This window comes from Bradyrhizobium lablabi (genome assembly GCF_018131005.1).
GTDB lineage: Bacteria > Pseudomonadota > Alphaproteobacteria > Rhizobiales > Xanthobacteraceae > Bradyrhizobium > Bradyrhizobium lablabi_D.
Map to the genome: position 1 here is coordinate 726,836 of NZ_JAFCJK010000001.1, position 23,930 is coordinate 750,765.

At 60.7% G+C, this 23,930-nt stretch carries 27 protein-coding genes; 8 read left to right on the top strand and 19 right to left on the bottom strand.

Going from position 1 to position 23,930, the window contains the following annotated elements:
* Window positions 1-106: 106 nt before the first annotated feature.
* Window positions 107-874, top strand: coding sequence for a hypothetical protein (locus JQ553_RS03345; protein WP_212498444.1), 768 nt, complete (start codon window positions 107-109; stop codon window positions 872-874).
* Window positions 875-997: 123 nt separating this feature from the next.
* A complete protein-coding gene (locus tag JQ553_RS03350; protein ID WP_212498445.1) occupies window positions 998-1,480 on the top strand; it encodes a cache domain-containing protein in 483 nt (160 codons plus the stop codon).
* A 134-nt stretch (window positions 1,481-1,614) separates the two neighbouring features.
* Here the strand turns inward: JQ553_RS03350 and JQ553_RS03355 are convergent, their stop codons facing one another.
* The 3 genes from JQ553_RS03355 to JQ553_RS03365 form a co-directional block, all read right to left on the bottom strand.
* Window positions 1,615-2,694, bottom strand: a complete 1,080-nt coding sequence (locus JQ553_RS03355; protein ID WP_212498446.1) for a nitronate monooxygenase family protein — start codon at window positions 2,692-2,694, stop codon at window positions 1,615-1,617.
* A 10-nt stretch (window positions 2,695-2,704) separates the two neighbouring features.
* Window positions 2,705-3,418: an SDR family NAD(P)-dependent oxidoreductase gene (locus JQ553_RS03360; protein ID WP_212498447.1), complete on the bottom strand. Its 714-nt coding sequence runs from the start codon at window positions 3,416-3,418 to the stop codon at window positions 2,705-2,707.
* A 139-nt stretch (window positions 3,419-3,557) separates the two neighbouring features.
* Window positions 3,558-4,472 carry a helix-turn-helix domain-containing protein gene (locus JQ553_RS03365; RefSeq protein WP_249143898.1) on the bottom strand — a complete coding sequence of 305 codons (915 nt, stop codon included), beginning with the start codon at window positions 4,470-4,472 and terminating at the stop codon, window positions 3,558-3,560.
* A gap of 331 nt (window positions 4,473-4,803) precedes the next feature.
* On the opposite strand from JQ553_RS03365, the gene JQ553_RS03370 reads away from it, so the two are divergent.
* From JQ553_RS03370 to JQ553_RS03380, 3 genes are all read left to right on the top strand, one after another.
* Window positions 4,804-5,316 (top strand): lipocalin-like domain-containing protein, encoded by a 513-nt coding sequence (locus tag JQ553_RS03370; RefSeq protein ID WP_212498448.1) that lies wholly within the window; start codon window positions 4,804-4,806, stop codon window positions 5,314-5,316.
* A 287-nt stretch (window positions 5,317-5,603) separates the two neighbouring features.
* Window positions 5,604-6,068 carry a cupin domain-containing protein gene (locus JQ553_RS03375; RefSeq protein ID WP_212498449.1) on the top strand — a complete coding sequence of 155 codons (465 nt, stop codon included), beginning with the start codon at window positions 5,604-5,606 and terminating at the stop codon, window positions 6,066-6,068.
* 284 nt (window positions 6,069-6,352) lie between these two features.
* A complete protein-coding gene (locus tag JQ553_RS03380) occupies window positions 6,353-7,459 on the top strand; it encodes a tripartite tricarboxylate transporter substrate binding protein (protein WP_212498450.1) in 1,107 nt (368 codons plus the stop codon).
* 209 nt (window positions 7,460-7,668) lie between these two features.
* Here the strand turns inward: JQ553_RS03380 and JQ553_RS03385 are convergent, their stop codons facing one another.
* Complete coding sequence (locus JQ553_RS03385) at window positions 7,669-7,905, bottom strand: hypothetical protein (protein WP_212498451.1); 237 nt, start codon at window positions 7,903-7,905, stop codon at window positions 7,669-7,671.
* A gap of 852 nt (window positions 7,906-8,757) precedes the next feature.
* Here JQ553_RS03385 and JQ553_RS03390 point away from each other — a divergent pair.
* Window positions 8,758-9,093 (top strand): hypothetical protein, encoded by a 336-nt coding sequence (locus tag JQ553_RS03390; protein WP_212498452.1) that lies wholly within the window; start codon window positions 8,758-8,760, stop codon window positions 9,091-9,093.
* Between the two features lie 224 nt (window positions 9,094-9,317).
* Here the strand turns inward: JQ553_RS03390 and JQ553_RS03395 are convergent, their stop codons facing one another.
* Both JQ553_RS03395 and JQ553_RS03400 read right to left on the bottom strand, forming a co-directional pair.
* Entirely contained in the window at window positions 9,318-9,566 is a 249-nt protein-coding gene (locus JQ553_RS03395) for a hypothetical protein (protein WP_212498824.1), read from the bottom strand.
* Window positions 9,567-9,754: 188 nt separating this feature from the next.
* Window positions 9,755-10,024: a DUF3551 domain-containing protein gene (locus JQ553_RS03400; RefSeq protein WP_212498453.1), complete on the bottom strand. Its 270-nt coding sequence runs from the start codon at window positions 10,022-10,024 to the stop codon at window positions 9,755-9,757.
* 547 nt (window positions 10,025-10,571) lie between these two features.
* On the opposite strand from JQ553_RS03400, the gene JQ553_RS03405 reads away from it, so the two are divergent.
* Complete coding sequence (locus JQ553_RS03405) at window positions 10,572-10,748, top strand: hypothetical protein (protein ID WP_212498454.1); 177 nt, start codon at window positions 10,572-10,574, stop codon at window positions 10,746-10,748.
* Between the two features lie 254 nt (window positions 10,749-11,002).
* Here JQ553_RS03405 and JQ553_RS03410 read toward each other — a convergent pair whose 3' ends face one another.
* Both JQ553_RS03410 and JQ553_RS03415 read right to left on the bottom strand, forming a co-directional pair.
* Window positions 11,003-11,395, bottom strand: coding sequence for a cupin domain-containing protein (locus tag JQ553_RS03410; protein ID WP_212498455.1), 393 nt, complete (start codon window positions 11,393-11,395; stop codon window positions 11,003-11,005).
* Window positions 11,396-11,758: 363 nt separating this feature from the next.
* On the bottom strand, window positions 11,759-12,505 hold the full coding sequence (locus tag JQ553_RS03415) for an alpha/beta fold hydrolase (RefSeq protein WP_212498456.1): 747 nt from the start codon (window positions 12,503-12,505) through the stop codon (window positions 11,759-11,761).
* Between the two features lie 324 nt (window positions 12,506-12,829).
* Here JQ553_RS03415 and greA point away from each other — a divergent pair, with 324 nt between their 5' ends.
* Entirely contained in the window at window positions 12,830-13,312 is a 483-nt protein-coding gene (greA, locus tag JQ553_RS03420; RefSeq protein WP_212498457.1) for a transcription elongation factor GreA, read from the top strand.
* Window positions 13,313-13,522: 210 nt separating this feature from the next.
* Here greA and JQ553_RS03425 read toward each other — a convergent pair whose 3' ends face one another.
* From JQ553_RS03425 to JQ553_RS03475, 11 genes are all read right to left on the bottom strand, one after another.
* Window positions 13,523-13,789, bottom strand: coding sequence for a DUF3551 domain-containing protein (locus JQ553_RS03425; protein WP_212498458.1), 267 nt, complete (start codon window positions 13,787-13,789; stop codon window positions 13,523-13,525).
* Between the two features lie 261 nt (window positions 13,790-14,050).
* Window positions 14,051-14,530: an SRPBCC domain-containing protein gene (locus tag JQ553_RS03430; RefSeq protein WP_212498459.1), complete on the bottom strand. Its 480-nt coding sequence runs from the start codon at window positions 14,528-14,530 to the stop codon at window positions 14,051-14,053.
* The gene (locus tag JQ553_RS03435) at window positions 14,527-14,856 is read right to left on the bottom strand and encodes a helix-turn-helix transcriptional regulator (RefSeq protein ID WP_212498460.1); all 330 of its coding nucleotides are present in this window, start codon (window positions 14,854-14,856) and stop codon (window positions 14,527-14,529) included. Before JQ553_RS03435 ends, JQ553_RS03430 begins: the two co-directional genes overlap by 4 nt.
* Complete coding sequence (locus tag JQ553_RS03440) at window positions 14,853-15,323, bottom strand: VOC family protein (protein WP_212498461.1); 471 nt, start codon at window positions 15,321-15,323, stop codon at window positions 14,853-14,855. Before JQ553_RS03440 ends, JQ553_RS03435 begins: the two co-directional genes overlap by 4 nt.
* A gap of 269 nt (window positions 15,324-15,592) precedes the next feature.
* Window positions 15,593-16,618 carry a transporter gene (locus JQ553_RS03445; RefSeq protein WP_212498462.1) on the bottom strand — a complete coding sequence of 342 codons (1,026 nt, stop codon included), beginning with the start codon at window positions 16,616-16,618 and terminating at the stop codon, window positions 15,593-15,595.
* Window positions 16,619-16,669: 51 nt separating this feature from the next.
* Window positions 16,670-17,689 (bottom strand): DUF1254 domain-containing protein, encoded by a 1,020-nt coding sequence (locus JQ553_RS03450; protein ID WP_212498463.1) that lies wholly within the window; start codon window positions 17,687-17,689, stop codon window positions 16,670-16,672.
* Between the two features lie 35 nt (window positions 17,690-17,724).
* Window positions 17,725-19,152, bottom strand: a complete 1,428-nt coding sequence (locus JQ553_RS03455; RefSeq protein WP_212498464.1) for a DUF1254 domain-containing protein — start codon at window positions 19,150-19,152, stop codon at window positions 17,725-17,727.
* Window positions 19,153-19,169: 17 nt separating this feature from the next.
* Entirely contained in the window at window positions 19,170-20,111 is a 942-nt protein-coding gene (locus JQ553_RS03460) for an HlyD family secretion protein (RefSeq protein WP_212498465.1), read from the bottom strand.
* Window positions 20,111-20,350, bottom strand: coding sequence for a DUF3302 domain-containing protein (locus JQ553_RS03465; RefSeq protein WP_212498466.1), 240 nt, complete (start codon window positions 20,348-20,350; stop codon window positions 20,111-20,113). Before JQ553_RS03465 ends, JQ553_RS03460 begins: the two co-directional genes overlap by 1 nt.
* 113 nt (window positions 20,351-20,463) lie before the next feature.
* On the bottom strand, window positions 20,464-21,918 hold the full coding sequence (locus JQ553_RS03470; protein WP_249143900.1) for a DUF1254 domain-containing protein: 1,455 nt from the start codon (window positions 21,916-21,918) through the stop codon (window positions 20,464-20,466).
* A 248-nt stretch (window positions 21,919-22,166) separates the two neighbouring features.
* Window positions 22,167-23,849 carry an arylsulfatase gene (locus JQ553_RS03475; RefSeq protein WP_212498467.1) on the bottom strand — a complete coding sequence of 561 codons (1,683 nt, stop codon included), beginning with the start codon at window positions 23,847-23,849 and terminating at the stop codon, window positions 22,167-22,169.
* Between the last annotated feature and the right edge of the window lie 81 nt (window positions 23,850-23,930).

Below are 23,930 nucleotides of genomic sequence, written 5' to 3' on the forward strand. Positions count from 1 at the left end.
AGTCCGTGACACTGCGGGCAAAATACACCATAGTTATTCCTTTATAGCTATTCCTTCCCCGGCCGGAAACGCGCAGGTCGGGGCCTTTGATTTTGCCGACCCAGCCATGGAAAATCTGACGCACTACCCGCTTCTTTTGTTCGTTCTTTCCTTTGTGGCGCTGTCGGCCGTTGCGCTCGCAGGATCATGGCTACGCAGGCGTTTTCCGTCCACCGACGACGAACAAAACGAACATCTTGGTGTCGTCCTTGCGGCCACCCTGACTTTGCTCGGCCTGATCATCGGCTTCAGCTTTTCGATGGCGGCCAATCGTTATGATCAGCGCAAGAATTTCGAAGAGGCGGAAGCCAACGCCATCGGAACCGAGATATTGCGCGCTGATTTTCTTCCAACCGCCGATGGCGCAAACGTCCGGGCGCTCCTTGCCGAGTATACGGGCCTGCGCATCCAGTTTTACCTCAACAAAGACGACGATCAGCGCAAGCAGATCGCCGAACGAACGGCACAGTTGCAAGCCGCTCTCTGGGCTGCGGTCCGCAAATCCTCGGCGGCCCAGCCAACGCCGGTGGAGGCGCTGGCGATCGCCGGAATGAACGATGTAATTAACTCGCAAGGCTATACGCAGGCAGCGTTTTGGAATCGCATCCCTACTGCCGCATGGTTTTTCATGGCAATCATCGCGCTATGTTCCAACGCGCTGATGGGCTACCGAAGCGGCAAGGCCGGGCCGAGGCTGCTATTCGTGCTGCCGCTGATCGTTTCGTTTGCCTTCCTCCTCATCGCCGATATCGATGCTCCTCGCCACGGCCTGATTGAGGTGAGGCCGCAAAATCTTGAAGGTCTGGCGAAGTCGCTCGGCGATCGAGCACGCTAGAGCCATCCCTTGCGGTCGCCGCTTTAACCTCGAACCTTCGCATCATGACCCCGAGCCAACCTACGACCTTCCCCAGGTTGGCGGCCGATGCTACGATGGCTCAGTCCCGGACGGAGCATCGCCATGATCAAGTCACTCTTGGTTTTCATCGCTTTGGCCAACTTCATGATGGGAAGCTCTGCGCATTCGCAGGAGGCGCCGCCGCCCTCCGATCAGGCCAAACGGATCGAAGACCTCGTCAATCGGGCAGCGGCCCTCGTCGAGCAACGCGGGCAGCAGGCGGCATTTTCCGAATTCAGGAAGCGTGATAGCGAGTGGTGGTCTGGCAATACCTACCTGTTTGCCTATGACGATCATCTCAACGTCTTGCTCAACCCGGCATTTCCCAAGCGCGAGGGGACCAATCCCCACGGCGAGAAGGATGCGAACGGCAAGATGTTCCATGACGAGTTCTTGCAGACGGTGCAGACGAGGGGGGCCGGCTGGGTCGATTATATGTTCCCGAAACCTGGGCAGACACAGCCGTCGCATAAGTGGAGCTATGTGAAGGGCTTCAAGGCTGATGGCATGAGCGGCTTGATCGGCGCCGGCTTTTTCGGGGGGTAGAGCATGTTACTCGCGCAGCGGAGCCGTGAACAACATGCGACGTTGAGGAGCACAACAGACCGGACGGACGTCGCTTTGCTCAAAGTCACCCGATAATGTCGTCGTAAACATCATCTAATTCAGGTCGCCGCAGATCAGCCACCCCCAAACTTGGTGGTCTCCTGCACAAGGAGGTCGATCAACATTTTGGCAGGCATCTCCCGGGCGAGCGCGGCTGCCTGGCCCGACCAAAGTGGGGTGAAATCGGTGCTCCCATTCTGCTCAGCCGCTGCACGCAGTGACAGCAACTCGCCCATGGGCAGCGGAAAGTCCGGCGCCGCATCCGACCAGGGACCGATCTCGGCGGCAAGGCGATTGACAAGAACCCTCGCCGGCCGCCCGGAGAACACGTTTGTCACGACAGTCTGTTTCTTCCCCGCATTCCGCAGGGCCTCGCGATGGAGCGGGGGCGTTGCCGACTCGGCACAAAGCAGAAAGGCAGTCCCGACTTGCACGGCGGCAGCTCCGAGTGCGAACGCCGCCGCGATCCCTCGCCCATCCGCGATCCCGCCAGCAGCGATCACGGGGACGCTGACGGCGTCAGCGACTTGTGGCACCAGGGCGAATGTGCCGGCCTGTGAGGCGACCGCGCGCTTGCGGTCAGTATCGAGGAACAAGCCTCGATGTCCTCCAGCTTCGTACCCCTGAGCGATGATCGCATCGGCACCGTGCTTTTCGAGCCAGCATGCTTCGTCGACCGTCGTCGCCGATGAGATTACCTTGCAGCCGGCTGCCTTGACCCGATCAACCAACCTCGGCTCGGGTAGACCGAAATGAAAGCTTACCACCTCCGGCCGGACCTGTTCGACTACAGCAGAGGCGGCGTCGCCGAACGAAGCTAGATCGAGCCGCGGCGCCACCGTTGCGGGGTCGACGCCCAGTTCACGATAATACGACGAAAGCTTCTCATGCCATCCACTCTCGCGAGCTGCGTCCACCTTTGCCGGATGGTGGCAGAAGAAATTGAGGTTGATCGGTTTCGTCGTCAGTCGCCGTAGCTCGGCAACGGTTCTCGCAATGAGCTCCGGCGTCAAGACAGCGCAACCGATCGAGCCGAGGCCGCCCGCATTCGAGACCGCAGCCGCAAGGTCTACCGTGCCCAATCCGGCCATCGGTGCCAGCACGATCGGATGGTCGATCTGAAACAGTTCAACAAGACGTCGGTTAGACCACATCGCACACCTCCTACCAGTGGCCGGCGGACGCGCCGCCATCGACATGCATGATCTCGCCGGTGACGAAGGCCGCCCGCTCCAGATACATCACGGCGTCGACGACCTCCTGAGTCTTGCCCATGCGGCCCATCGGCTGCAAACTCGCGAGAAAACCGTGCGTCTCCGGCGCATGCATTGGAGTCGCGATCGCGCCAGGCGAGACGGCGTTCACGCGGACATTGCGGCTTGCGTATTCGATCGCGAGCGAGCGGGTGATCGCGTTGAGCCCGCCCTTGGTCAACGCCGCGAGCGCCGCCGCCAACGAGGCCATCGGCTGCTCGGCGATCGTGGCCGTGATATTGACGATGTGACCCGAACCCGCGAGCAGCATCCTCGCCGCTGCCCGCTGCGTCAGATGGAAAAAGCCTGCAAGATTGACCCCGACCATCGTGGCGAAGTCGGCCTCGGAATACTCCGTAAAGGGCTTCGCAATGAACAGTCCGGCATTGTTGATGAGCGTATCGATTCGTCCGAAGCGCTCGATGGCCAGTCCCACGATGCGATCGGTCGTCTTTGCGCTAGCAATATCGCCATCGACCGCAAGCGTCGACGGATCGTCGCTCCTGCCGATCGAACGAGAACTGGCAACGACATGATAGCCGATATCACGATAGGCCTTGAGCAATCCCGCGCCAATGCCGCGCGATGCCCCGGTGATGACGGCAACCTTCCGTTCGGAAGTCATGTTCGCTTCTCCTTCACGCAATCAGTAAGCGGATGAGCGAACAGTTACCCTGAGCGAGGCAACGCGGCTTTGCATCGCCTGCTCAGCTATTGTCATTTCCTGCCGTCGGTGGGAGCAGTTCGTTACGTCGATAACAAAATCAAGCCCGCAGCTTGCGCCGATATTGCGCCGGCGTCTGGCCCGTGGCTCGCCGGAATGCGCGGGTGAAATTGGCCTGGCACGAAAACCTGAGCGCAAGCGCGATATCGACCAAGGCCCGGTCCGCATCAGAGAGCAGTTCCTTGGCGCGTTCGAGGCGCCTCGCACTGACATGCCGATGCGGCGATTCGCCGACGGCGGCCTTGAACGCGCGCGCGAAATAAAACTCGCTCAGGCAGGCAACCGACGCCAGCCGCGCCACCGTCAGATCGCCCTCCAAATTGGCTTCGATATAGTCGAGCACTCGCGCCCGTCTGCGCGAATCAAGCCCCTCCCGTGAGGCCTGAGTGACGAGGCCGGAGCGCGACGCACCGACATGACTCTGGAGCAATCTCGCCATCAGGCTCAGCGCCAGGGTTTCGGCAAGCAGCCTGCCCGCAGAAGTCTCGTGCTCCAGTTCCGACATGATGGCATAAGCGATCTCGGCAAGCAGGGGATCGCGAAAGCCACCTTCGTGCCGCAGCGACCTGATCGCCCTCGTGTCGAATCCCTCGCCCAGATTCTCCCGCGAGAACTGGCTCGACGGAAGATAGAGATGTAATATCGCCGGCACCGGCTCAGACATGTCGATCAGGCCTTCCTGCACGCCGGCCGGACGTAGCCAGATGGTGCCGCGTTCGGAGACGGTCGAATCGGTGACGCCATCCAACCGTCGCGTGATCACGGATCGACTGCCGCGCACATCGACGCAGATCTCGGCGTCGGGCTGCGGTCTACTCCAGGCAACCATACCGCTATGGCTGCGAAGCTCTGCCGCGAGGTTCGACCAGCCCCGCGTGGCGGAAGAAGCCAGCAGGCCGTCGGCACCGTATTTGCTGAATGTTTTCTCGCCCGATGGCGTCGGCTGAGGCGCCAATCCCTGATTTCCACCAGATGAAGTCACGCGAACATTACCCTTGCTGACATGCCTCCCGGCAGTAACCGCCGGCTCGATCAGACTAATGTGGTCCGCCTGGAGGCGGATCACAATTCTCGCCGGTGCCCTATCACGCATCCGCGATCAGAGCCGCTTAGCCGCATCACTTCCCCTCTTGGCCCTGCGCTGTCTCCCCTATTGGTGACGGCTACGTCTGATGTCGGGGGAGAAGCGGACCAACGATTAGGTGGCCAGATACTTCCAACTAACCCATTGCCGACAACTTAGAACTCCGAGTATCTTGCCGCGTTGCCAAAAGTGAGGGCATCACATGAACAGCCATTGTGCATTAGGGCTTTGTGCGACCGCGTTGATTTCGATTGCAGCATTTCCGAACAACAGCGTGGCGGAAGGAAACTCTCTCAAAGATCAGTTGGTTGGCACTTGGATTTACGTGTCCAGCACCGGCACACGTCAGGATGGCAGTGCTGTGCAGCGACCGAGCTTACAAGGCGCGGTCACCTACACCGCCGATGACCGCTTCCATTTCATCACGGTACGCTCCGATGCGCCGAAGTATGCATCGAGCGATCCTGCACGTCCGTCGCCGGAGGAGGCGGTAGCCATTGCGTCAGGCGTGGTCGCCTACACCGGGACGTACAAGGTGGACGAAAGCAACAGGACGATCCACGTCAACATCGAGACGAGTTCATTTCCCAACCTGGTCGGAGCGCCCAATCAGCGCCGGATCGTGACGTCGATCACCGGCGATGAATTGAAGTTTACAAATCCACGCACGCCGGCCGGCATTACGCTGGAGCTGGTGTTCAAGCGGGCGAAGTGACGATCTGAGCGCTCTTCGCCTTCCCCAGTGTTAAGGTCAACTGTCTTTACTCGAGACGTTTGTCCGTTGCCGGCCCGAGACGGACCGACCGGACTGCCCTTGCGATGTTTTGGGGGAGACCGGAGGTGGCTGGCAGAGGGGTAAACCGACGCGATTGACCCGAACGGTCTTCAATCTCCCCGAAAGCGCTTCTCTGCATCCGCCTTTGTTCGCGTCCAAATGTCACATTCTGGTCCACCGGGCGAAAGTTCACGTTGGTGACCCATGCCAAATGGGGGAGGGATGTCATGCAAGTGAAAGCGATTCCTGCCTTCAGCGCTTCGGTCGCCCTTCTATCGTTTGCTGCAAGCGCCTATTCCGCCGAACCGGATGTAATGGCCCTTACGCCAACGGAAATGAAATGGAGCTCGCAAGGGGGTTTGGCGCTGCCCGGTTTGGAGCAAACCATCCTAATTGGCGATCCGAGCAAGCCAGGGCCCTATACGATCCGTCTCAAATTTCCCGCTGGGTTTAAGGTCGGCCCGCATACGCACCCTGATTCGCGCGAGGTCACGGTCCTTTCCGGGACTTGGCACACCGGCTACGGCGAAAAAGCCGAAGCTTCCGGTCTCAAGGAATTGCCGGCGGGAAGCTTCTATACCGAACCCGCAAATATTGCTCACTATGTCGAGATACGTGAGCCGACGGTGATCCAAGTCAGCGGTACCGGTCCGAGTGGACGTAAATTCGTCGGCCCGGATGCGCCGAAGTAATCTACATCTCCGTCCAACCTGCACAGTGCACAACAAACTGCGGCCGCAAGAGCGGGATTGGATGGTCGCTTGGCCTCTCGTAAAAAGTGGGGTCGTTTGGGAAGGTCCGCTTTTGTGCCAAAGCCGCCCTCCCCGCCAAGTCGCCTTGTGACCATGGCTGTGCAAAAACGCAAAGGATCGTATCACGACTAGAATTAGATTCTTCAGTTTGTCATCTAAGTCGAAGGTGCTTGAGCGCTAGAACGGTCTTTCACGAATAACTTCCTCAATCGCGCTCAAACGTCTTGGCGTTTTCACACAGCCCAAGACCTGAAGCGAACGTTCGGCTCGATCTTGAGGTGAAAGCAGATCGCTCAGAATCGTCTTTTGAAGGCGCTAAGGTCCTGCTACCTTACCGTCAGTCGTCATTGGGGAGCGCAGCCATGATGATCACTAGGCGTGGGGTCGTCGCGGGCCTTTCGGCAAGTGGCGCATTTCCTCATGTGGCGCGAGCCGCTTGGCCTGAGCGACCAATTACGATGCTGCATGGGTTCGCTCCGGGCGGCGGAGCAGATGCAAATGCGCGCATTGCGGCGGAAGGGCTTGGTAGGGTGCTCGGCCAAACCGTCATTGTGGAATCAAAGACTGGAGCGGGTACGACGCTCGCAAGCGCACAGCTCGTACGAGCTGTGCCTGACGGCTACACCATTGCCCTCATAGCTACGTCGTATTGCGCATCGGCCGCATTCTACAAGAACCTGCCCTACCGGCCCATCGAGGACATCAGCGCGATTGGCCAGCTCTCCGAGGCCCCCTACGTCATCGTGACGTATGCCGAGCATCCCGCTCGGTCTCTGCCACAAATGCTCGACATGGCGCGCAAGCAGGGCGGCAGTATCTCATATGGGACTCCCGGTGTCGGCTCCGGTAACCATCTGGCGACCGAACTTCTGGCGCAGCGCGCCGGCGTGAAGCTTACACATGTGCCGTTCCGGGGCGGCGCACAGGCCGTCGTCGAGGTGCTCGGACAGCGCATCGACTTCATGATCGATCCACCGCTCTCGATGATCGAGCACCTCAAGTCGGGCAAATTTCGTGCGCTTGCGGTCAGCACCACAACGCGTTTTCCGGGGCTGCCGGACATTCCAACCGTTCAGGAATTGGGCATTTCAAACTTCGATCTCACCGCCTGGTTTGCGCTAGTGGCACCTGCGGCCACACCCAATCCGGTAGTGCAACGGCTCAATGCCGCAACCGGCGAGGTGCTCGCGGCTCCGGCCGCGCGTGATCGCCTCCTGGCGCTCGGCGCCGTCCCGAAAGCCTCGTCGCCCAAGGAACTGGCCGATTTAATTGCTGCCGACATCAAGCGCTGGACTGAAGTGGTCGACAAGGCCGGCATCGAGCGAATCTGAGCTCATGTCGGCTTCTGGCCCGATTCCGGCCTGATCGCCAGCGCTGGCGATGTCCGCTTACGGAGAGCAAAGCGGACTTGCGCCGAGAACCGAGACGTTCGGGAACCAATCCAACGGAGCGTAGCTACGCTCCAGACCTGTAGACCACATCCCGCAATCGGTTCGCGCGTTCGCCGATCAGCAGCGCAGCAATGCTCCGCGAGCGATCATCACCTGAACTCCTCGATCAGCGTCTTCCAGCCGCGCGCATCGTTCGCCATCAGCAGCAGAACGCCAAGCGCTGCCAAGTGGTGTGGCAATTCGCAATCGGAACGGGCATTCATATGGTTGACGAACGAAGCGACCGCGTTTCTCAGGTCGCCTCGGTCAAGATAATCGAAGGCTCGTTGCTTACACCGCTCGACATATTTGTCGCGCGGAACATCACTAATAATAAGACGATCCATTTATCGGCTCCTAACCGACAAGCGTTAGACCTGTCCCAGCAAGAGCAGGTTGAAACGAAATGGCTTCGACTTGTCTGCTCGAAAGGTGACACGCAGACGATTTCTCCGTCGCAGTGTGGGAATTTGGGCACAGACGCGTATAGTGGGACAACCCATGATCAAGGATCATCAGCACGACGCGCTCGCTACGCCAGCACTGTCATAAAACCTTCATTTGAAGCAACTGCCGGTTTTAGCGGGGCGCACCGATCGCGCCGGCCGCTGCGATCGTTGGATAAGGGTGAAGAACCCGCGTACTCGGCTTGCACCCGGGTTAAGGGACCAGTTCTCACAGCCACCACCCGCTAACACCCGAATTGGCATATCCAGACTGGCGGCTTCCCGAACGTTTCAATTCTCATAATATCGTCACTCCATGCTGGAGGCTCTCGAGCACGGCTGTGCGTCTCCGGCGAGAAACCCGCGCTGGGCTCAACGCCTCACCGCGCGGTTCTATCGTCGGCGCGCGCAGGCAAGTATTGCCGGTGCAAAGCTGCTCGATCGGTGGATGGTGATCTAGGAAATTTTGGGACGCGCGCTCGCGCGACTTTTGGTTTTTAGCGCTTCGTCGGAGCCGCCGCTCGTCAACGATCAGGCCAGCAGCGCGCGCTGCCTGCCCGTCCGTCGTCACTGGCGACCGGCGCACTGCCGACGCTACGCAGTGCGCGTCTGGAGGCGACACTGAAAAAAGGGGTACCCCCTTTTTCATAGGCCCGCAGCGCCCGTAGGGTCGCCTCAGGTACTCAGGTCATGCTTCAAGTGTGTTGTAGAATGAAGGAAAAGCGTCACCCCGAGAATTGAAGCAACGGACTGATGACCAGGATCCTCACAGGCGGTGTGGTTTGGTCCGAAGTGCAGGAGTTGAACCCGGCACCGGCCTGCGATCGGTCGGACTGCACCGCCGAACTGAAGCGCGTTCACTCATGCTCAAAAACATGGAGCACGGCCATGATAGAGACCATCGACCCGGAAGAACCTGTTACTTTATCCGGTCACGGCGTAATGACACTTCGCTGCGCAGTGGCGAGAGCGATGACGTTGTTGCCGGATGAGCGCGATGCGGCGATGATAATCCGACAAAGCGATGCATTGCAGGCAACCCTCAATTTTGAGCGGATCAAGGAGCTTGCCGTTCGCTTGGGCGACTGAACGACAGATCGCGGCTGGCGCTGTCGGTTCGATGATCCGATCCCGAATGCCAGATTGCGTGCGACGTGCTGATGGCCTGATCGCCGCGTTGGTTGACCCGCGCTTCAGCCAGGCGTCGTCCGCCCGGGCGTCCGTTAACTATTTGGTATCCGTTTTGTTTTCAGACCGGTGGCGGGACGCCAATTTTGCAGATTGCTGCTGCAGAGATTTATCCACGGCAGTCATTACAGGATTGCGGCCATCGCGTTCCATTGCGTTTCGCGACGCTGAAGGGCTTGTATGGGAAAGTCGAAAGAAACATTCTCCGACGCCCCAAAATACCCCTCGAGTTCCACGACCGCTAGATGCTCCCACTGCTCGGCCTGCGCCAACAGCGAGTGCCGTTGCGTCGGCCTGAACGCGGCGGCCTGGCGGCATAGCGAAGCTATGGTGCGGTAGCGGCGCACATTTTCCATAACAGCCAGCCCGGTCATGTTTAGATCTCCCCATTCCTATCCTGGGGGCGAACTTGCAGCACAACGATTTTCGATTCGTTAGCACGGACGGCCAATAGTTCGAATGGTTTTTGAATTGTCGCCAAACCAGCCTCGGATCAACACCCCTTTGACTCATTAAAGGCTACGTACCGACCAAACTACCTTACCGAATTATGGCGCGCGCATCAGTATGGAGTTGATGAACGCAAGCGGCCGCCGGATGGCCTCGGACGCGCTCGGGGCCAATAAGGGTTGTCCAGGCACATCGCTGCAAGGCCAACCGCATTCGCTCGGCACTGGTCCCATGTCGTATAGGAGCAGTCAAAGTAGTAGCTACCACCCCACTGCCAAACCTGAAGACAGACTGGATATCTGGGATCGTAACTTTGAGCTCTGGCTGGGGTAACCACCAGGATCACCGCACCGCCCAAGATCATCCAACGTAGCATCCGCATCGCCGGCCTCCTTCAAACAGTTTTCACCTACTATGGCCCGCAGAGCTTTCGGGTTCGAAGGCCGCTTTGTTGTCGATATATGTCACCCGACGTGATCGGGCTAGATTGACTTCGAGGCAACCGCGTGCAGGAACGCGCCAATAGCGTGCGGCTTCGGACAATGGCGCCCGCGCGGGCATCTCCGGACACAATGTCACTATCGCCGATTGCCTTTGCCAATAGGCGCTTGGCTCAATCCCGGTTCACCGCCGCTGATTGAATCGCCCGCTTCATCGAGTCGACGTAAGGCCCGGGCGTGGTTAAGTGAGGTACGTGGCCCGCGCTCTCGATGGTCTCGCATGTAGCATGAGGGATCAATCCCTCTAGCCGATCGATCACAGGCGCAAACATTGGTGGGCTCTCAGACCCTAGAGTCAATCGGACCGGCATTGTGAGGTTAAGTAGGCTCTCTTCGTCGATACGGACCTGCGTTTGATTCTGAAGTTCATCAGGGAAAGGAGGGGCGTTCCGGACGAGCGTTCCTTCACTTGTGGTGGCAGTTGGTCCCATGCCCAGGCCCAAAGGCGATCTCGTCAATGAATTGCTTGGCCGCTCCTGCGTGATCGCCGTCCGCGATGCGCCGACCTACAGGCTCAAGGCTTCCTGCGAGTTGCGACGACATTTTCTGACTCTCGGGATCATCCTCGAGCAGGCTGAAGAGCGGGGGTTCGTGGCACGTTATTGACTGAAACAGCTCCGGTCGCCTTGCGGCCAATCGAAGGGCAATGCTCCCTCCAAGGGAGCTGGTTACGACAAGGGCTGGAGCGAACGTGAGCGTCCCCAGCAGGTTCATCCCGTGCCAGATATTCGCGATTTTTTCGCCGCGTTCATTTCTTGACGACCGATTGCGGAGGGACCGCCATCCTTCGAGGGCCGTCGGCGCTCACGCGATTCGACGGCGGCGGCCCTCACCCGGCAGGCGTTTGTATCGGAGGTCTCTCAGGGCTTAACCGGGACGAACGCCGTTTTTCCCTTGTCGACAATATGGACAGCCAGCAGCTTGAATGTCTTGTCGCCGGTTACCGTAAACGCTCCGTGTGGCACATCACGGACGTTGATTCTCGATACGCCAGTCGTTGGCGTGAGTGTCTTTCCGTCCGGAGTTTCCAGCGTAGCGCCCTCTAGCACATAGAAGGCTTCCTCGCCCGGGTGAGTATGTAGCGCGCTCACAGCGCCAGGCGGGTACTCCACCAAGCTAACGATGATTTCCATATTAGTGCCTGTCAAATCGCCTTTGGCGAGTTCGGTTCGCTTGGTCGTCGGCGTTTGAGCAGCCGCCGAAAATGTCAGTCCCAGTCCAACGAGTGCAATCGAAGCTGCTTGCTTAATCATCTATCGCTCCCGCATTTTATGAAACAAGTGCAGTAAAGCACGATGAGCACGGACAGACCACTGACAGCGGCAGGCCGGGCCGCAGCACAGGCGACGGGCAGGCCAGCAAACGAAGCGGCGAATTACCGCGCAAGCTGCGCCTGCGCAGAGGCGGACACGCGCCGCAGCCTGCCGCGCCGGCGGGCGGCCCACACAAACGAGCCTGTGTTCCGTTGTGGCTCATCCCTGCCGAGCACCGACGTCAGCTTTGACGACGAGTTTCGGAGGCGTAGCGGCCTCGCTATCCGCCACCACTTGGAATTTCGTCGAGATTGACGCAGACATTCGCCTGCGCGAATGGTGTTGCCGTTGAGCCGGGCTTGCCTAGTTCAGTTTTGCCAAGAACGTGTTGATCGCGTCAGCAGCTTGTTTCGGCTGCTGGCACATCCACCAATGACCAGCCCCTGCCAAAACGGCAACCTTTGCCTTGGCGCGCTCGGCAGAACGTCGCGCAAGCGTCTCGCCGCCGCAGTAGTGATCTTCCGTCGCGATCAGCGCCAGGCCGGGCTTGGCGGCTGCCCGCGGCAACCCGGCTCCGAGATCGCGCATCACCGGTTGGGCGGCCGATCTGTACACCGCCAGGATTGCCCGGCCCAAGTCCGTGTTCGCACCTGCAGCTACTTTCCGAGCAATCGCCGAGCTCATGCCCAAGCTCTCGTACCGCTGTGCTCGGGCCTCGGCCGGCATGCTTGTCATCTGCGCAACCGCCTGCTCGCCGACGTCCGCCGTCTGCCAAGCCTGCGCCATGTCGTGCCAGACGTAATCCGCATCGAAGCATCCCAAAATATCGCTCGTCCAGGACCGTATCAGGCCTGGATGCTCCATTGCGATCCGGATGACGTGCCCGCCGCCCCAGTCATGCCCCACGAGATCGATCGGTTGTGCCAACTTCCCGAGTTCGCCGGCAAGCCAGTCGCGATAGGCGTCCGTGGAACAGTCAAAGCCGGGAGGGATCGCAGAGCCAAATCCGGGCGGAGACAAACGAACAACGTCATCGCTTCGCAGATACGGGACGAGATCGTCCCAGATCGCCTCCGTTTCAGGATTTCCGTGAACAAGAACAATCGTCATCGAAGCTACTCCCAAACGACATTTGCCGCACGTGCCTGGGCGCGGAGCGCCGTATTCAAGATTATTGAACGTATCGCTTCGCTCATAGCGACGAAAAGCCGCTTCAAGGTATTTTCTTTTGCTCGGGATCACGACATTGGGCAGACTTGGCGTCACTGCCTTTGATGCTGTGGACGCCTCCTTTACTGACACGAGCGCGCCAAGGAGCGGGCGCCGTTTGAGTCGCGCTTCCGAACGGACTGGCCATCGGATGCCACGGCCACTATCTGGATATAGAGAGAAGTTGGCGCGCGGGGCGCGTGCCTTGCCGTGGGAGTTCCGCACGTGAGCGTCGCATTCACCAAGGAAGAGAGTGCAGAAACCGCATCCGAGACGCAGCTGCCGGACCGCCCGATCTCGCCTCACCCGAACCTGGTCACGCCGGCTGGCATGGAGGTCCTGGAACTGCAATTGAAAGAGGCGCAGGAAGCTTACAGTATCTCTCAAAAACTCGAAGATGTGAACGAACGCCGCCGGCAAGGCGCGTTGCCGTTGCGCGACCTGCGTTATTTCACTGCGCGCGTCCGGACAGCTCAGGTCGTTCCCGATCCAACCGCGTTCGATACCGTCAGCTTCGGAAGCACTGTCACCTTCAGCCGCGACGATGGGCGCGTGCAGACGTATCGGATCGTCGGCGAGGACGAGGCCGACCCGAAGAGGGGCATGATCTCCTTTGTTTCACCGATCGCCAGGCTCTTGATGGGCAGGCCGGTCGGAGACGTAATCCAGGCGTCGGGTCAGGAAATCGAAATCGTCGCGATCTCGTAGCGAGCGGGACACCCTCGCACACCATCTCAGATTTCGTTCGATCACTCCCAAACGTGACGCAGATTGTATTGTCCATGATGAGGTCGCACTACGGCCACATCCTGCACAAGATCCGCATTGATGGTTTGCCCGTGGAATGGGCGACGGATGTACTCGCGACCACGACGAAAGCCCCCGGTGTTTGCCGCGCCGGGGGCTTTCATCTCGGGTCTACCACGGCTGTGATCTGTAGGGCCGAGCCGGCATCGGCTTCCCTGCATAAGCGTAAAAAGGGTTCACCAGGCACGTCGCTGGCAGGCCTCCGGCTGTTGCTGCACACTGCGCCAACGAAGTGAAGATGCAATCCATCCGCTCCCCCACTTTCTCGCCAAAGACGTGCATGCACACGGGATAGCGGGGATCGTACATCTGGGCGGATGCCGGTGTTACGGCCACCAGCGTACCCAGCACGAGAGTGGCGCAGCTAAGTAATCTCATTGCGAAACTCCTGCTACTCCCAGCCAGTCCGGCCTGGTGGGGAGGGTGGGAATCAAAGGCCTTGGACGTGTAGCCAACATAGACGTTGCCAGCAAATCGCGAGCAATTCGCCAATGCCGGGAGGATTGCGCTCGAGCCTGGAAGACAAGGGGCTGGAATTCTTGTGGCGCGGCCCTGATGACGCCGTCAAAGAAATCAGGAAATGGTCTCAATAGCGGGTGAGCCTAAGGACCGCGCAGGCTGCGATTGGCGCCTTTTCCGTCACTCACCGTTGCGATGCAATTTCGCGTTCAAGCAGGCAAGCAACGCGTGCCAGTGTTCGGCCTGGCGGCGCTGGAACAGCATCAGCTCGAAACCGTGACGTGCGACATGGTCCTGCGGAATCTCGTCCCAGCCGCGGTGCTCGACCGTCACACGCGTCTGGTCCCCCACCGCCTCGAAGCGCACGTCGAGCTGCGTGGACTGGCCGGGGGCGAATGTCGCGTGACGCCAGGAGAGTGCGAGCCTTTCGCCCGGTTTCCAGACGGTAATGCGGCCGACCTCGAACTCTTTTCCGTTCGTCAGCGCCGCGACAAGCCGCCCGCCTTCCCCTGGTTCAAAGCGAAGATCGCCGTCACCGCGCGGCGTCAGGGAAAACAAGGGATTCGGCCGCCACCATTCGCCGATCTCCGCGGTGAAGGCCTCAAAGGCCCGCAACGGTGTCGCATCGACGCGGATTGAAACGATGACCGCCGCGGTCATTTCCGCTTCTTTTCGACATGCGCCTTGAAGGCGGAAAGTTGCGCCGACCACATCGCTTCGGTGTCCGCGAGCCAGCGTTTCATCTCCGTCATGGCGCCGGCTTTCAGCGCATAGATACGAACGCGCGAGTCAAATTCGGGATGGGTTTCCTCGACGAGCCCGCCCTGCTTCAGCTCACGCAAATGCCGGCTCATCGCCGGCGCCGACAGGCCGAGCGCGTCCGCGAGTTCGCCCGCCCGGCGCGGCCGCTCGCCAAGCAGTTCCACCGCGTGGCGGCGATGCGGGTCGGCAAGCGCCGCGAAGGTCTTGTCGATGCGGGAGCTCAATCGAGCCGCGTCCTTGTTGTGAAGCCGCTCGCTCCGTCCCACTGTTCCGGCGTCATTCTTTTCTCGGTGACCCCGAAGGTCCAGATATGTCCCTCCGGGTCGCGCGCGCGATAGGTGCGATCGCCGTAGAACTGAGTCGCGGGCTCCTGCAGGATCTCCGCGCCCGCTTCGCGCGCGCGCTTGCAATGAGCGTCGATGTTGTCGCCTACCGCGAGCTGGACGTGAACGGTCTGCGTGTTCTTGCCACCGACCGATTTCGGGCTCTTGTGATCGGCGCTCCACTCGTTGCCGACCATGACGACGGAGCTTCCGAAGGTCATTTCCGAATGGCCGAGATTCCCGTTCGCGTCGAGAAGGACGAAGAGCGGCTCAAACCCGAACGCCTCTTCGAGCCAGCGATATGCGGCCTTGGCGTCCTGATAGCAGACGGCGCTTGAAAGCCCTTTGGGCCGGTAGGGATCAGTCACGTCATTCTCCCCTCGAACAGCAGCCCTCGATGCCATTCATTTAACAGAAATGGAAATATTTGTCAATTATTGAAACCAACTCGCCTCAGACCGACGACGTCGAAGGTCGCCCAGGACGAGACCGCAGCCATGCCTGCGATGAACGCGTTCACCGCCTCCGGCACGCTGCTGTTCGATATCTCGCCTCGTCGAGCATGATCTCCGCGCGAACGCTACGCGTTTGTCGCGAGGAGAACCGCGACGCGCTTTTCCCGGATCATGCTCTGGGCTCAGTACTTCCGCACGACCGGCTTCGCCGATGCCGGCTCCGGCGGCGCCGGCGAAAGCTGGAAAGTCGCCCACGCTGTCCATCCATCGGGCCGGTTCTCCGCGGCGAAATCCTTGTACCCCCTCAAGTTGAGATAGCCCTGATAGCCTTCCGCGACCGGGAAGATGAATCCGACCTGCGGTCCGATACCGAGCACGCGCCCCTTGAAATCGCCCAGTGTCGCACCGGCGCCGCTGTCGCCGGTGAGCTGCTGGAAATAATAGCCGGCCAGCCCCACGTGCACGTTCTTGGCGACAAACTGCGAAAGGCCCCAGTCGAGATGGAAGTCGATGCCGTTCTGGTATTGGAGATTGTGATTCTTTCCGCTGTAGGTCACGCCCGCAAGAACGGAAAACTCATGTCCGCTTTTTGGATCGAGGTAGGTATAGGCACCACCGACATCGACTGCGGTATATCCATAGTTCAGATTGGCGAGGCGATTGCTGTCGTAGGTGCCGCTCGGGATGTTGCCAAAGATGTAGACCATCTCGTTGTTCACACCCTGATTCCATTTCAGGGTGCCCTGGTAGAAGACATCAGAGACGGTCGCGCGGTTATCCGTTGCGGTACCGGAGACCGTATTTCCCCTGGGTCCCGTCAACGTCGCGTCGATACCGACGCCAATGTTTCCGGGGGCGGCAAGGACAGTAAAGCCCGCCTGTCCACCAAGAACCGGCTGCGCCCAGGTATAGGTGACCCCCTGCACGAGAACGTCCGCATGCGCGTTGAGGCCGGCAACCACGGAGCCGGGTACGCCGTTGCTGGTGACGAAGTTTTTCCCGCCCCCGGCGCTTTGCTGGAGGTGGATATAGATCGTCTCATAGGCCCAGCCGGGCACAGCCGGGGCGGCGGTCAGGCTTGCAAATGCGCCGGGAAGCCAGAAACTGACTCCGCCTTGGTCGGCGAATGCGGCGTGCGGTATTGCCGTCACGGCGAGAACGCAGACGGACCCAAGTAGAGTCTGCTTGCGGCGCGCGATCATGTTCATCCTGGTCTCCCCACTTGAAAGTTACACCCATCGCACGGATGCCCCCGCGCCTCAATTTACCGCCTGCGCCTCCGGGAATTTCCACTTGCCGCTCAGGATCTCCGCGCGCGGCCGATAGAGCCGGACGGTGTAGTTCCAACCCTTCATGATCGGCAGGCAATTCGGAATCCTGCCGTCGCAACTGCCGAACTGGATGGCGATCGAACCGTCGGCGGATTTCTTCGCGGTGATGTTGTTCAGCGTATAGGCATCATAGGAGTTCTTCTCGAAGTATCCCTTCGCGTTGTAGACGCTGACCGACCAGAACGCGTCGACGGGCACATCCCTGACGGTAAGCTTGTAGACGGTCGCGCCGTCGTTCTTCGCGGGCGTGACGCTGAGATAGGTCGCGTCCTTGTCCGGATTGCCACCCCAGCCGGCGGCGGTGCCGATCAAGTGCCGCACAGGATCGACCTGCCCCTTGGGTCCAAACGCATGCGCAAAGCCGCCGGTATGATCATTCAGCACTAAAAGCGCATCACGGATGCTTTTCTGACTTTCCGGATCCCAATTCGGCAATTCGAGCCTGCCCGTGCCCTTCTGGTTGACCTTGATAGCGTCCTGCAGCGCATGCACCTGGGCAAGATCCTTCGGGTCGTTTGGATCGACCAACGTGCGGATTCCGACGACGGCGTAGCGCGTCCCGACATTGTCGCGCGTCAACGTTCGTTTGCCGGCTCCGTAATACACCGCGGGCACGTAGTGATCCTCATTGATCACCTGCAGCGACATGAAGCGCTTTCCGGCGTCCGGCATCGCAATCGTCACCGGACCGGCGTCGAGGTCGAACACTCCGGACGTATAGAGCGTGTCACGGTTGAGCCGGATGACGTCCTGCTTGTCGATGCTGGCCGGTTCGCGGCGATGCACAAGCTTCCCAAGGCCGGCGTCCTTGGCAAGGTTGCCGATGTAGCGATCGGACTCCGCGCGGGCGAAATTGGCGACCGTGACGGGCACCGGTGCCTGGCCGAATGCAGACGACGCCGCAAGACAGGAAGCTGTGGTCATCGCGAGCAAGAGACGGGCCTTCATTCCACCCTCCATATTTTTCTTAACTGATTCTCTTCTCACTTCGTCGCGCCGCCGGCCGTCGTGGCGAGGCGTTCGACGTCGGGCAGCTTCCAGCTGTGATCGAACAGCGGCTTCTCCGGTCCGTAGAGGCGGAACAGGAGCTCGAACTTCCGGTTCGGATCGGTCGGCACCCAATTGGCCTCCTTGTCCTCGGGCGCCTTCGGGCCGAAATAGACATCGACCGAACCATCGGCGTTCTTCTTGATGTCCGGGCTGATCGAGGCACGGCTTGCGCCTGGCATATTGCGGACCAGCGCGTGCGTCTCGCGGTCGTATACGGTCGCCGACCAGTATTGCCTGACGGGCGAGTTGGCCGGCACGGTCAGACGATAGGTGGCGGCGCCGTCGAACGGCCGGCCATCCTTGTCCTTGTTGACCATCAGATAGAACTGCGCCGTTCCGATGCGCTTCACCCCGGTAAAACCGAGCGTGTATGTCACGCCCCGCGCGTCGATCGGATAGGCGTTCGGGTCGGCGTAGCCGCTCCCTGCCGCCTTCACCATCTCCGCCATCGCGGCCGGGAACCAGCGGATGCCCGGATTGATCACGGGAAAGCCCGCGTCATAGCGCTGCTCAAGCAGAGCATGCGCCTCGCGCGCGGCCTGATCCAGGATCGCGACCGTCTTCTGATCCGGATTGAACGGCTTGCCTTTCTCGATACCGATCGTAGCGAGCTGATCGATCATGACGCGATCGCGATCGAGCCACGGCTCATTCTGCACGACGCGATCGAGGCTGCGATAGAAGCTCGCATCATAGGGGATCGTGGAGTCGAACAGGACATCATAGGCATCGGTGAAACTGGTGGGCGGCGGGTTGGCCGCCTGCGCCAGCGGGTAGACCTTGATCTGCTTGCCATAGGCCACCGACTTCGCGACGTCAGTGTCGCTGTGGCTTGCGAGATTCGAGCGCAGCAGCGCGAAGCCGCTGAAAGTATCGGACTGCAGCGCGATATAGCCGGCCGGCGCCTCGCCCTTGTAGCCGGGCGGCAGGATCAGGTACTTGCCGCCCAGTCCCTTGTCGGCTCCTTCGGGACCCGCGTCCTCCAGCGGCATCTGCCAGGCCGTGACGATATTGCCTGCGATCGACCCGCCCTGTGCCGGCGGTATCTCGATCACGATCGGGCCGTCCTTCACGTTCCAGAACGACATCAGGTAGATCGCATCCGGATTGGGCGTCAGCGTCTGGTTCTTCCAGTTCACCGGCTTCGACCAGTAGACGATCTCGTTGACCTTGGCCTTGGTGCTGTTGAGCATCGCCTGCAGCATCAGGTCGGCATTGACCGCAGGCATCGCCCAGATCATGGCCTCGACGGCGCGGCGATGGACATTGCGGGCGGCAAGATCGTCGGACGACGGCACCTGGGCATGGGCGATTGCGACCGATAGTATCAGCGCGAAGGCTCCGGCTACCGACTTCGTCATGACGTTCTCCCTCCGCATCAAAACGGATTGATGTAGTTGACGATCGCCACCTGGCGCAGGATCACGCGGCGCACGATGTGGGTCGGCTTCAGACGGTCGGTGTAGATCGCAGCCGTGCCGGTCGCGCCGGCCGGCAGGCGGCGGACGAAATCCACATCATCGAGCCTGACCCGCACGACGAAGGGCACCGCCTCGATCTCCTTCGGCATCACGGCCGTACCGGAGGTCTGCGTCTGCCCGGTCGCGATCGCCTGCAACACGCTCTCGACCTTACCGGGATAGACGCGCCCGGGCGCGAACTTGAAGGTGGCCTCGACCTCCTGCCCCGGCGCGACATAGCGCGCATCGTTCTGGTTGATCACGACGCCGATGATCGTGTCCGAGGTGTCGATGAAGGCCATCACCGGCGAGAGCGGCAGGTTTGCGACCCGCGCGCCCTTGCGCAGCGCGAGGTTGGTGACGTAGCCGTCCGCCGGCGCCTTCACCACGGTCTTGTCGAGATTCCACTGCGCCGCCTGGAGCTGGCCCTTGAGCTGGTCGACCTCGGATTGCCGCTGCTCGACATCGAAGCCGCGTCCAGCGTCGCGCTCAAATAAGGTCGTCATCTGCGAAAGCCGCGTCGAGGCCAGCTTCAATCGCGCGGCGATCGACTGCACCTGCGCGTCGTAGGGCGTCGGGTCGATCTTGAACAGCACGTCGCCGGCCTTCAGCGGCTCGTTCGCGACCACCGGCACCTCGGTCACCTCGCCAGCGACGTCTGGCACAATCGAGACCGCGTTGCGCACCACCAGCGCCGAGCCCTGTGGCGCGCCCCAACCCATCGGAATCAGGAGGCCGAACATGGTCAGAAGCAGCACCAGGAACGGCGATGCCTTCCAGAACAAATTGAAGCGCACGATTCCGAAATGCACGAGCAGGAACAGCAACACCAGATACGTATTGATAATGGCGATGGCCATCAGGCCCCTCCCGCCTTGCGCTGGGGCACATCGACGTAAGCCCAGATCAACGCGATCGGCCACAACGCGAAGCCGAAGAACAGCGTGACCCAACCCGCCACTGTCACGGCCTGCGCCCACGGATGATTGCGCGATTTCGCGATGTGCCCGGGCAGCCAGCCGGCGATGCAGAACACGCCGATCGCGCTCGCCACCAGGATGACCAACACGATCCAGGCGAAGATGTCATAGCCGCTCATGGCGTCCTCGTTTCACGATCGGAAACATCGCCGGGCGCGGCTTGTTGCTTTCGGGCATAGCAGGCTCCTCATCGTCATCCCCGATGTCACTGCGGTACGCGGTCCCTCTTTCCTCACTGTACGCGCCTGATCGGCGGCGGCGCCCATGTGCCGTCAAGCGCCTCAAGCCTCGGTCCATAGATGCGCATTGTCGGGCCCATCGCCCCGGACTCCGGGGCCGGCAGCCAATTGGACTCCTTGTCGGCTCCGGGCGATTCGCTCTGGAGGTAGATGTCGAGCGAGCCGTCATCGTTGAATTTCAGCTTGTCGCGATCGCCGATCGCGAACCGGTTGATCGGGTTCGCGACCTGGAAGCCCTCGTTGTCGTACATGGTCAACGACCAAAACGCGTCCGCGGGCGGCGTTTTGCCGCGGTCGAAATGCAGCACGTATTTGTTCGCGCCATCGAGCGGTTTGCCGTCGCCGTCAACGAAGGCCGCGGGATAGATCGCGTCGGCCGGAAGATTGGCGCCAAGCCCGGCGAGCGCGATCATCGCGCGCTGCCGGTAGGATGTGCCGTAGGTTCCGATATTGTCGAGGGCAACGTTCCAGCCGTTGACATGGGTGCCGCTCCGCTTGATGCCGGCGATCATGTCCTCCAGAGCTTCCCTGGCACCGGCGTTGATGGCATCGATTGTGGCAGTGTCCAACCTGGCGCGATCCCAAGGCTTGCCGGCCTCCAGCCCGATCGCGCGCATGCGAAAGAGAATCGGATAGTCGTTCGGATGCGGCGGGAACTTCTTGATCAACTCCGAAAAGCGCGTCAGCAGCTCGACGCCGGTCATCTTGCCGACTCGCACCAGCGGTGGAGTCGTGGTGTCCACACCTGTATCAACAGCGGCCGTTGCCGGCGGCGTACTTGACTTGCCCCATTGCTCCAGCGGCGTCAGCTTCAGCCCGTCCTGGATCTTGTGAACATTGTCGTAGTCCGCCGGGCCGTTGGTCTGGACGCGGCCCATGATCCAGATCATCGATGTCGGCGCGTCGATCCGCTGCACGCCTTCGGGCAGGTCGCCGCGCCAGCCAGGCGGCACGTAGGCAAAATGGCCGGCCGCCGTACCGGTCGTGCGCGATCCGATCGACGAAAATACGTCCGTCCACATGTCGAGGGTCGGCACCAGATAGAAACGCCCTCCCGTATCGGGTACCGACAGAATCATCGGCCCTTTGCCGAGGTCGGCCCATGCGAAGGAATATAAGGTATCGAAATTGAACCGAACCACATCCCTTGCGTCGGCGGCGGGATATGACCGGAAATAGGCGAATTGGTTGACCGGCGCACGCCCAACGACGGATGTTGCATTCGGCACGGCCGTCGCTTGCCGCATCGTGGTGTCCATGAGAACGATCGGATAAGCGTACTGATACACCTCGCGTGCAATCGTGCGGACCCTTTGCTCGGTGGTCTGTTCGGCCCGCCCGCCGCCTGACGCGGCAGGCGCCGCCGGATTTTGCGCGATGGCTTCGTAACCGGTGCCTACCACAAGCCCCGCCGCAGCGCCGATCATGACAAGCCAACTTCTCAACATGACGCCAGCCTCCGGTACCCTGTTGCACGTATTGCCGCTCGGCCGGCGGCACGAAGTCTGCCGCGCCTTGCCTCGTGACGCGCGCGACGAAATCGGTGATCGCCGATTTCGCCGCGCCGTCGTTCGAGACGGGCAAGGGGCTCGGCCTGCTGTGCCACCGCAATGGAGATCCCCGCGAGATATCCAAGCAGCACAGCGATAAACCGAACCGTCATGGCCTGCCCTTCCTGTCGTCCCTTCCTTGCGAGCTATTGCGGCTTCAAGCTCTCCAGCTCTTTGAGTCGCTTCAGCGCGGCCTGTTGCCGAAGCAGTCCGTAATTGATGCCGCTCGCGTTCAGCGAACTACCCTCCTGATACGGGAACTGGTCGAAATCCGAGAAGAACTCCTTGATCTTGCCTTGCACGGGCACGATCAACCACATGTTCTGGGCAAGGAACTGGATCGCTCCTCCCCCCTCCTCCATGCCACGCTCGTACGGGTCCATGCGCAGATTGGCGATCAATGCCCAGGAGGGCACTTCACGGGTTGCGGTTGCGATATTTCCCTTCGACGCCGTAGCAAAGCTGAGCTTCCAGTCGTTCCATCGGATGGCGTTGAGATTACCGCCCTGATCGAAATAGTAGATCGCATCGCGCGGCGGATCCTTTGCCTCTCCCTTGAAGAACGGCAGGAAGTTGTAGCCGTCGAGGTGAACCCTGAAGCTCTTGCCGCCGGCACCCGCGAATCCGCTTCTCATCTTCTCCTTGATGTCGGGAACCCCGGCCGCCGCACATAGCGTCGGGAACCAGTCGATCAGCGATATGATCTCGTTATACTGTGTGCCCGGCTTCACGACGCCCGGCCATCGCACCATCATCGGGATACGGAAACCCCCTTCCCAGGTGGTACCCTTCTCGCCATGGAATGGCGTCATGGCGCCGTCCGGCCAGAGCGCAAGCTCCGCACCGTTGTCCGTGGTGTAGAGAACGATGGTGTTGTCAGCGATGCCGAGATCGTCGAGCTGCTTCAGCAACTCGCCCACCATTCCATCATGCTCCACCATGCCGTCGGCGTGGATGCCCTTGCCGGTCTTGCCGAGGGATGATGGCTTCAGGTGCGTGAAGACGTGCATTCGCGTCGAGTTGAACCAGACAAAAAATGGTCGGTCTGCCCTGACCTGGCGGCCGATGAAGTCCTTTGCCGCCCCCAGAAATTCCTCGTCCACCGTCGGCATGCGCGCGGTGGTCAGGGGACCGGTGTCCTCGATCTTTCCGTCCGCGGACGATTTGATCACACCGCGCGGGCCATACTGCTTACGGAAGTTCGGATCCTTCGGATAGAAATAGCCTTCCGGCTCCTCTTCCGCGTTGAGGTGATAGAGATTGCCGAAGAACTCATCGAAGCCGTGCTTGGTCGGCAGATGCTCGTCGCGATCGCCGAGGTGGTTCTTGCCGAACTGGCCGGTGGCGTAGCCCTGGGTCTTCAGGGCGTCGGCGATGGTCGGCATCCAGTCCTGGATACCATGGGGATCACCGGGCATGCCGATCGTGAGAAGGCCGGTGCGGAACGGCTCCTGGCCGAGAATGAAGGAGGCGCGGCCGGCGGTGCAGCTTTGCTGGCCGTAAGCGTCGGTAAAGATCGCTCCCTCGCGCGCGATGCGGTCGATGTTCGGCGTGCGATATCCCATCATGCCCATGGTGTAGGCGCTGATCTGCGGAATGCCGATGTCATCGCCGAAGATGACGAGGATGTTCGGCTTGCGGCCGCTGGCCGGCGCCGCCGTCTGCGCCGCGGAGGGAGCGGCTTTCTGGGCCTGTGCAAAGGCCTGCGATGCTAGCGTCGCGGTCGCGACAAGCGACGACGAACCAAGCAGTATTGCCCGGCGATTTATGGTCGAATTGTCACCGGAATTGGCGACAATGTCATCCTGCTTCCTCGTTTCGCTGCTCATTCGACACTCCTCAGTTACTCAAGGGGTTGCTCGCTCTGGTAGTTACGAATCGCGTGTTCTGCTCGATCAGTCTCCGCGTGC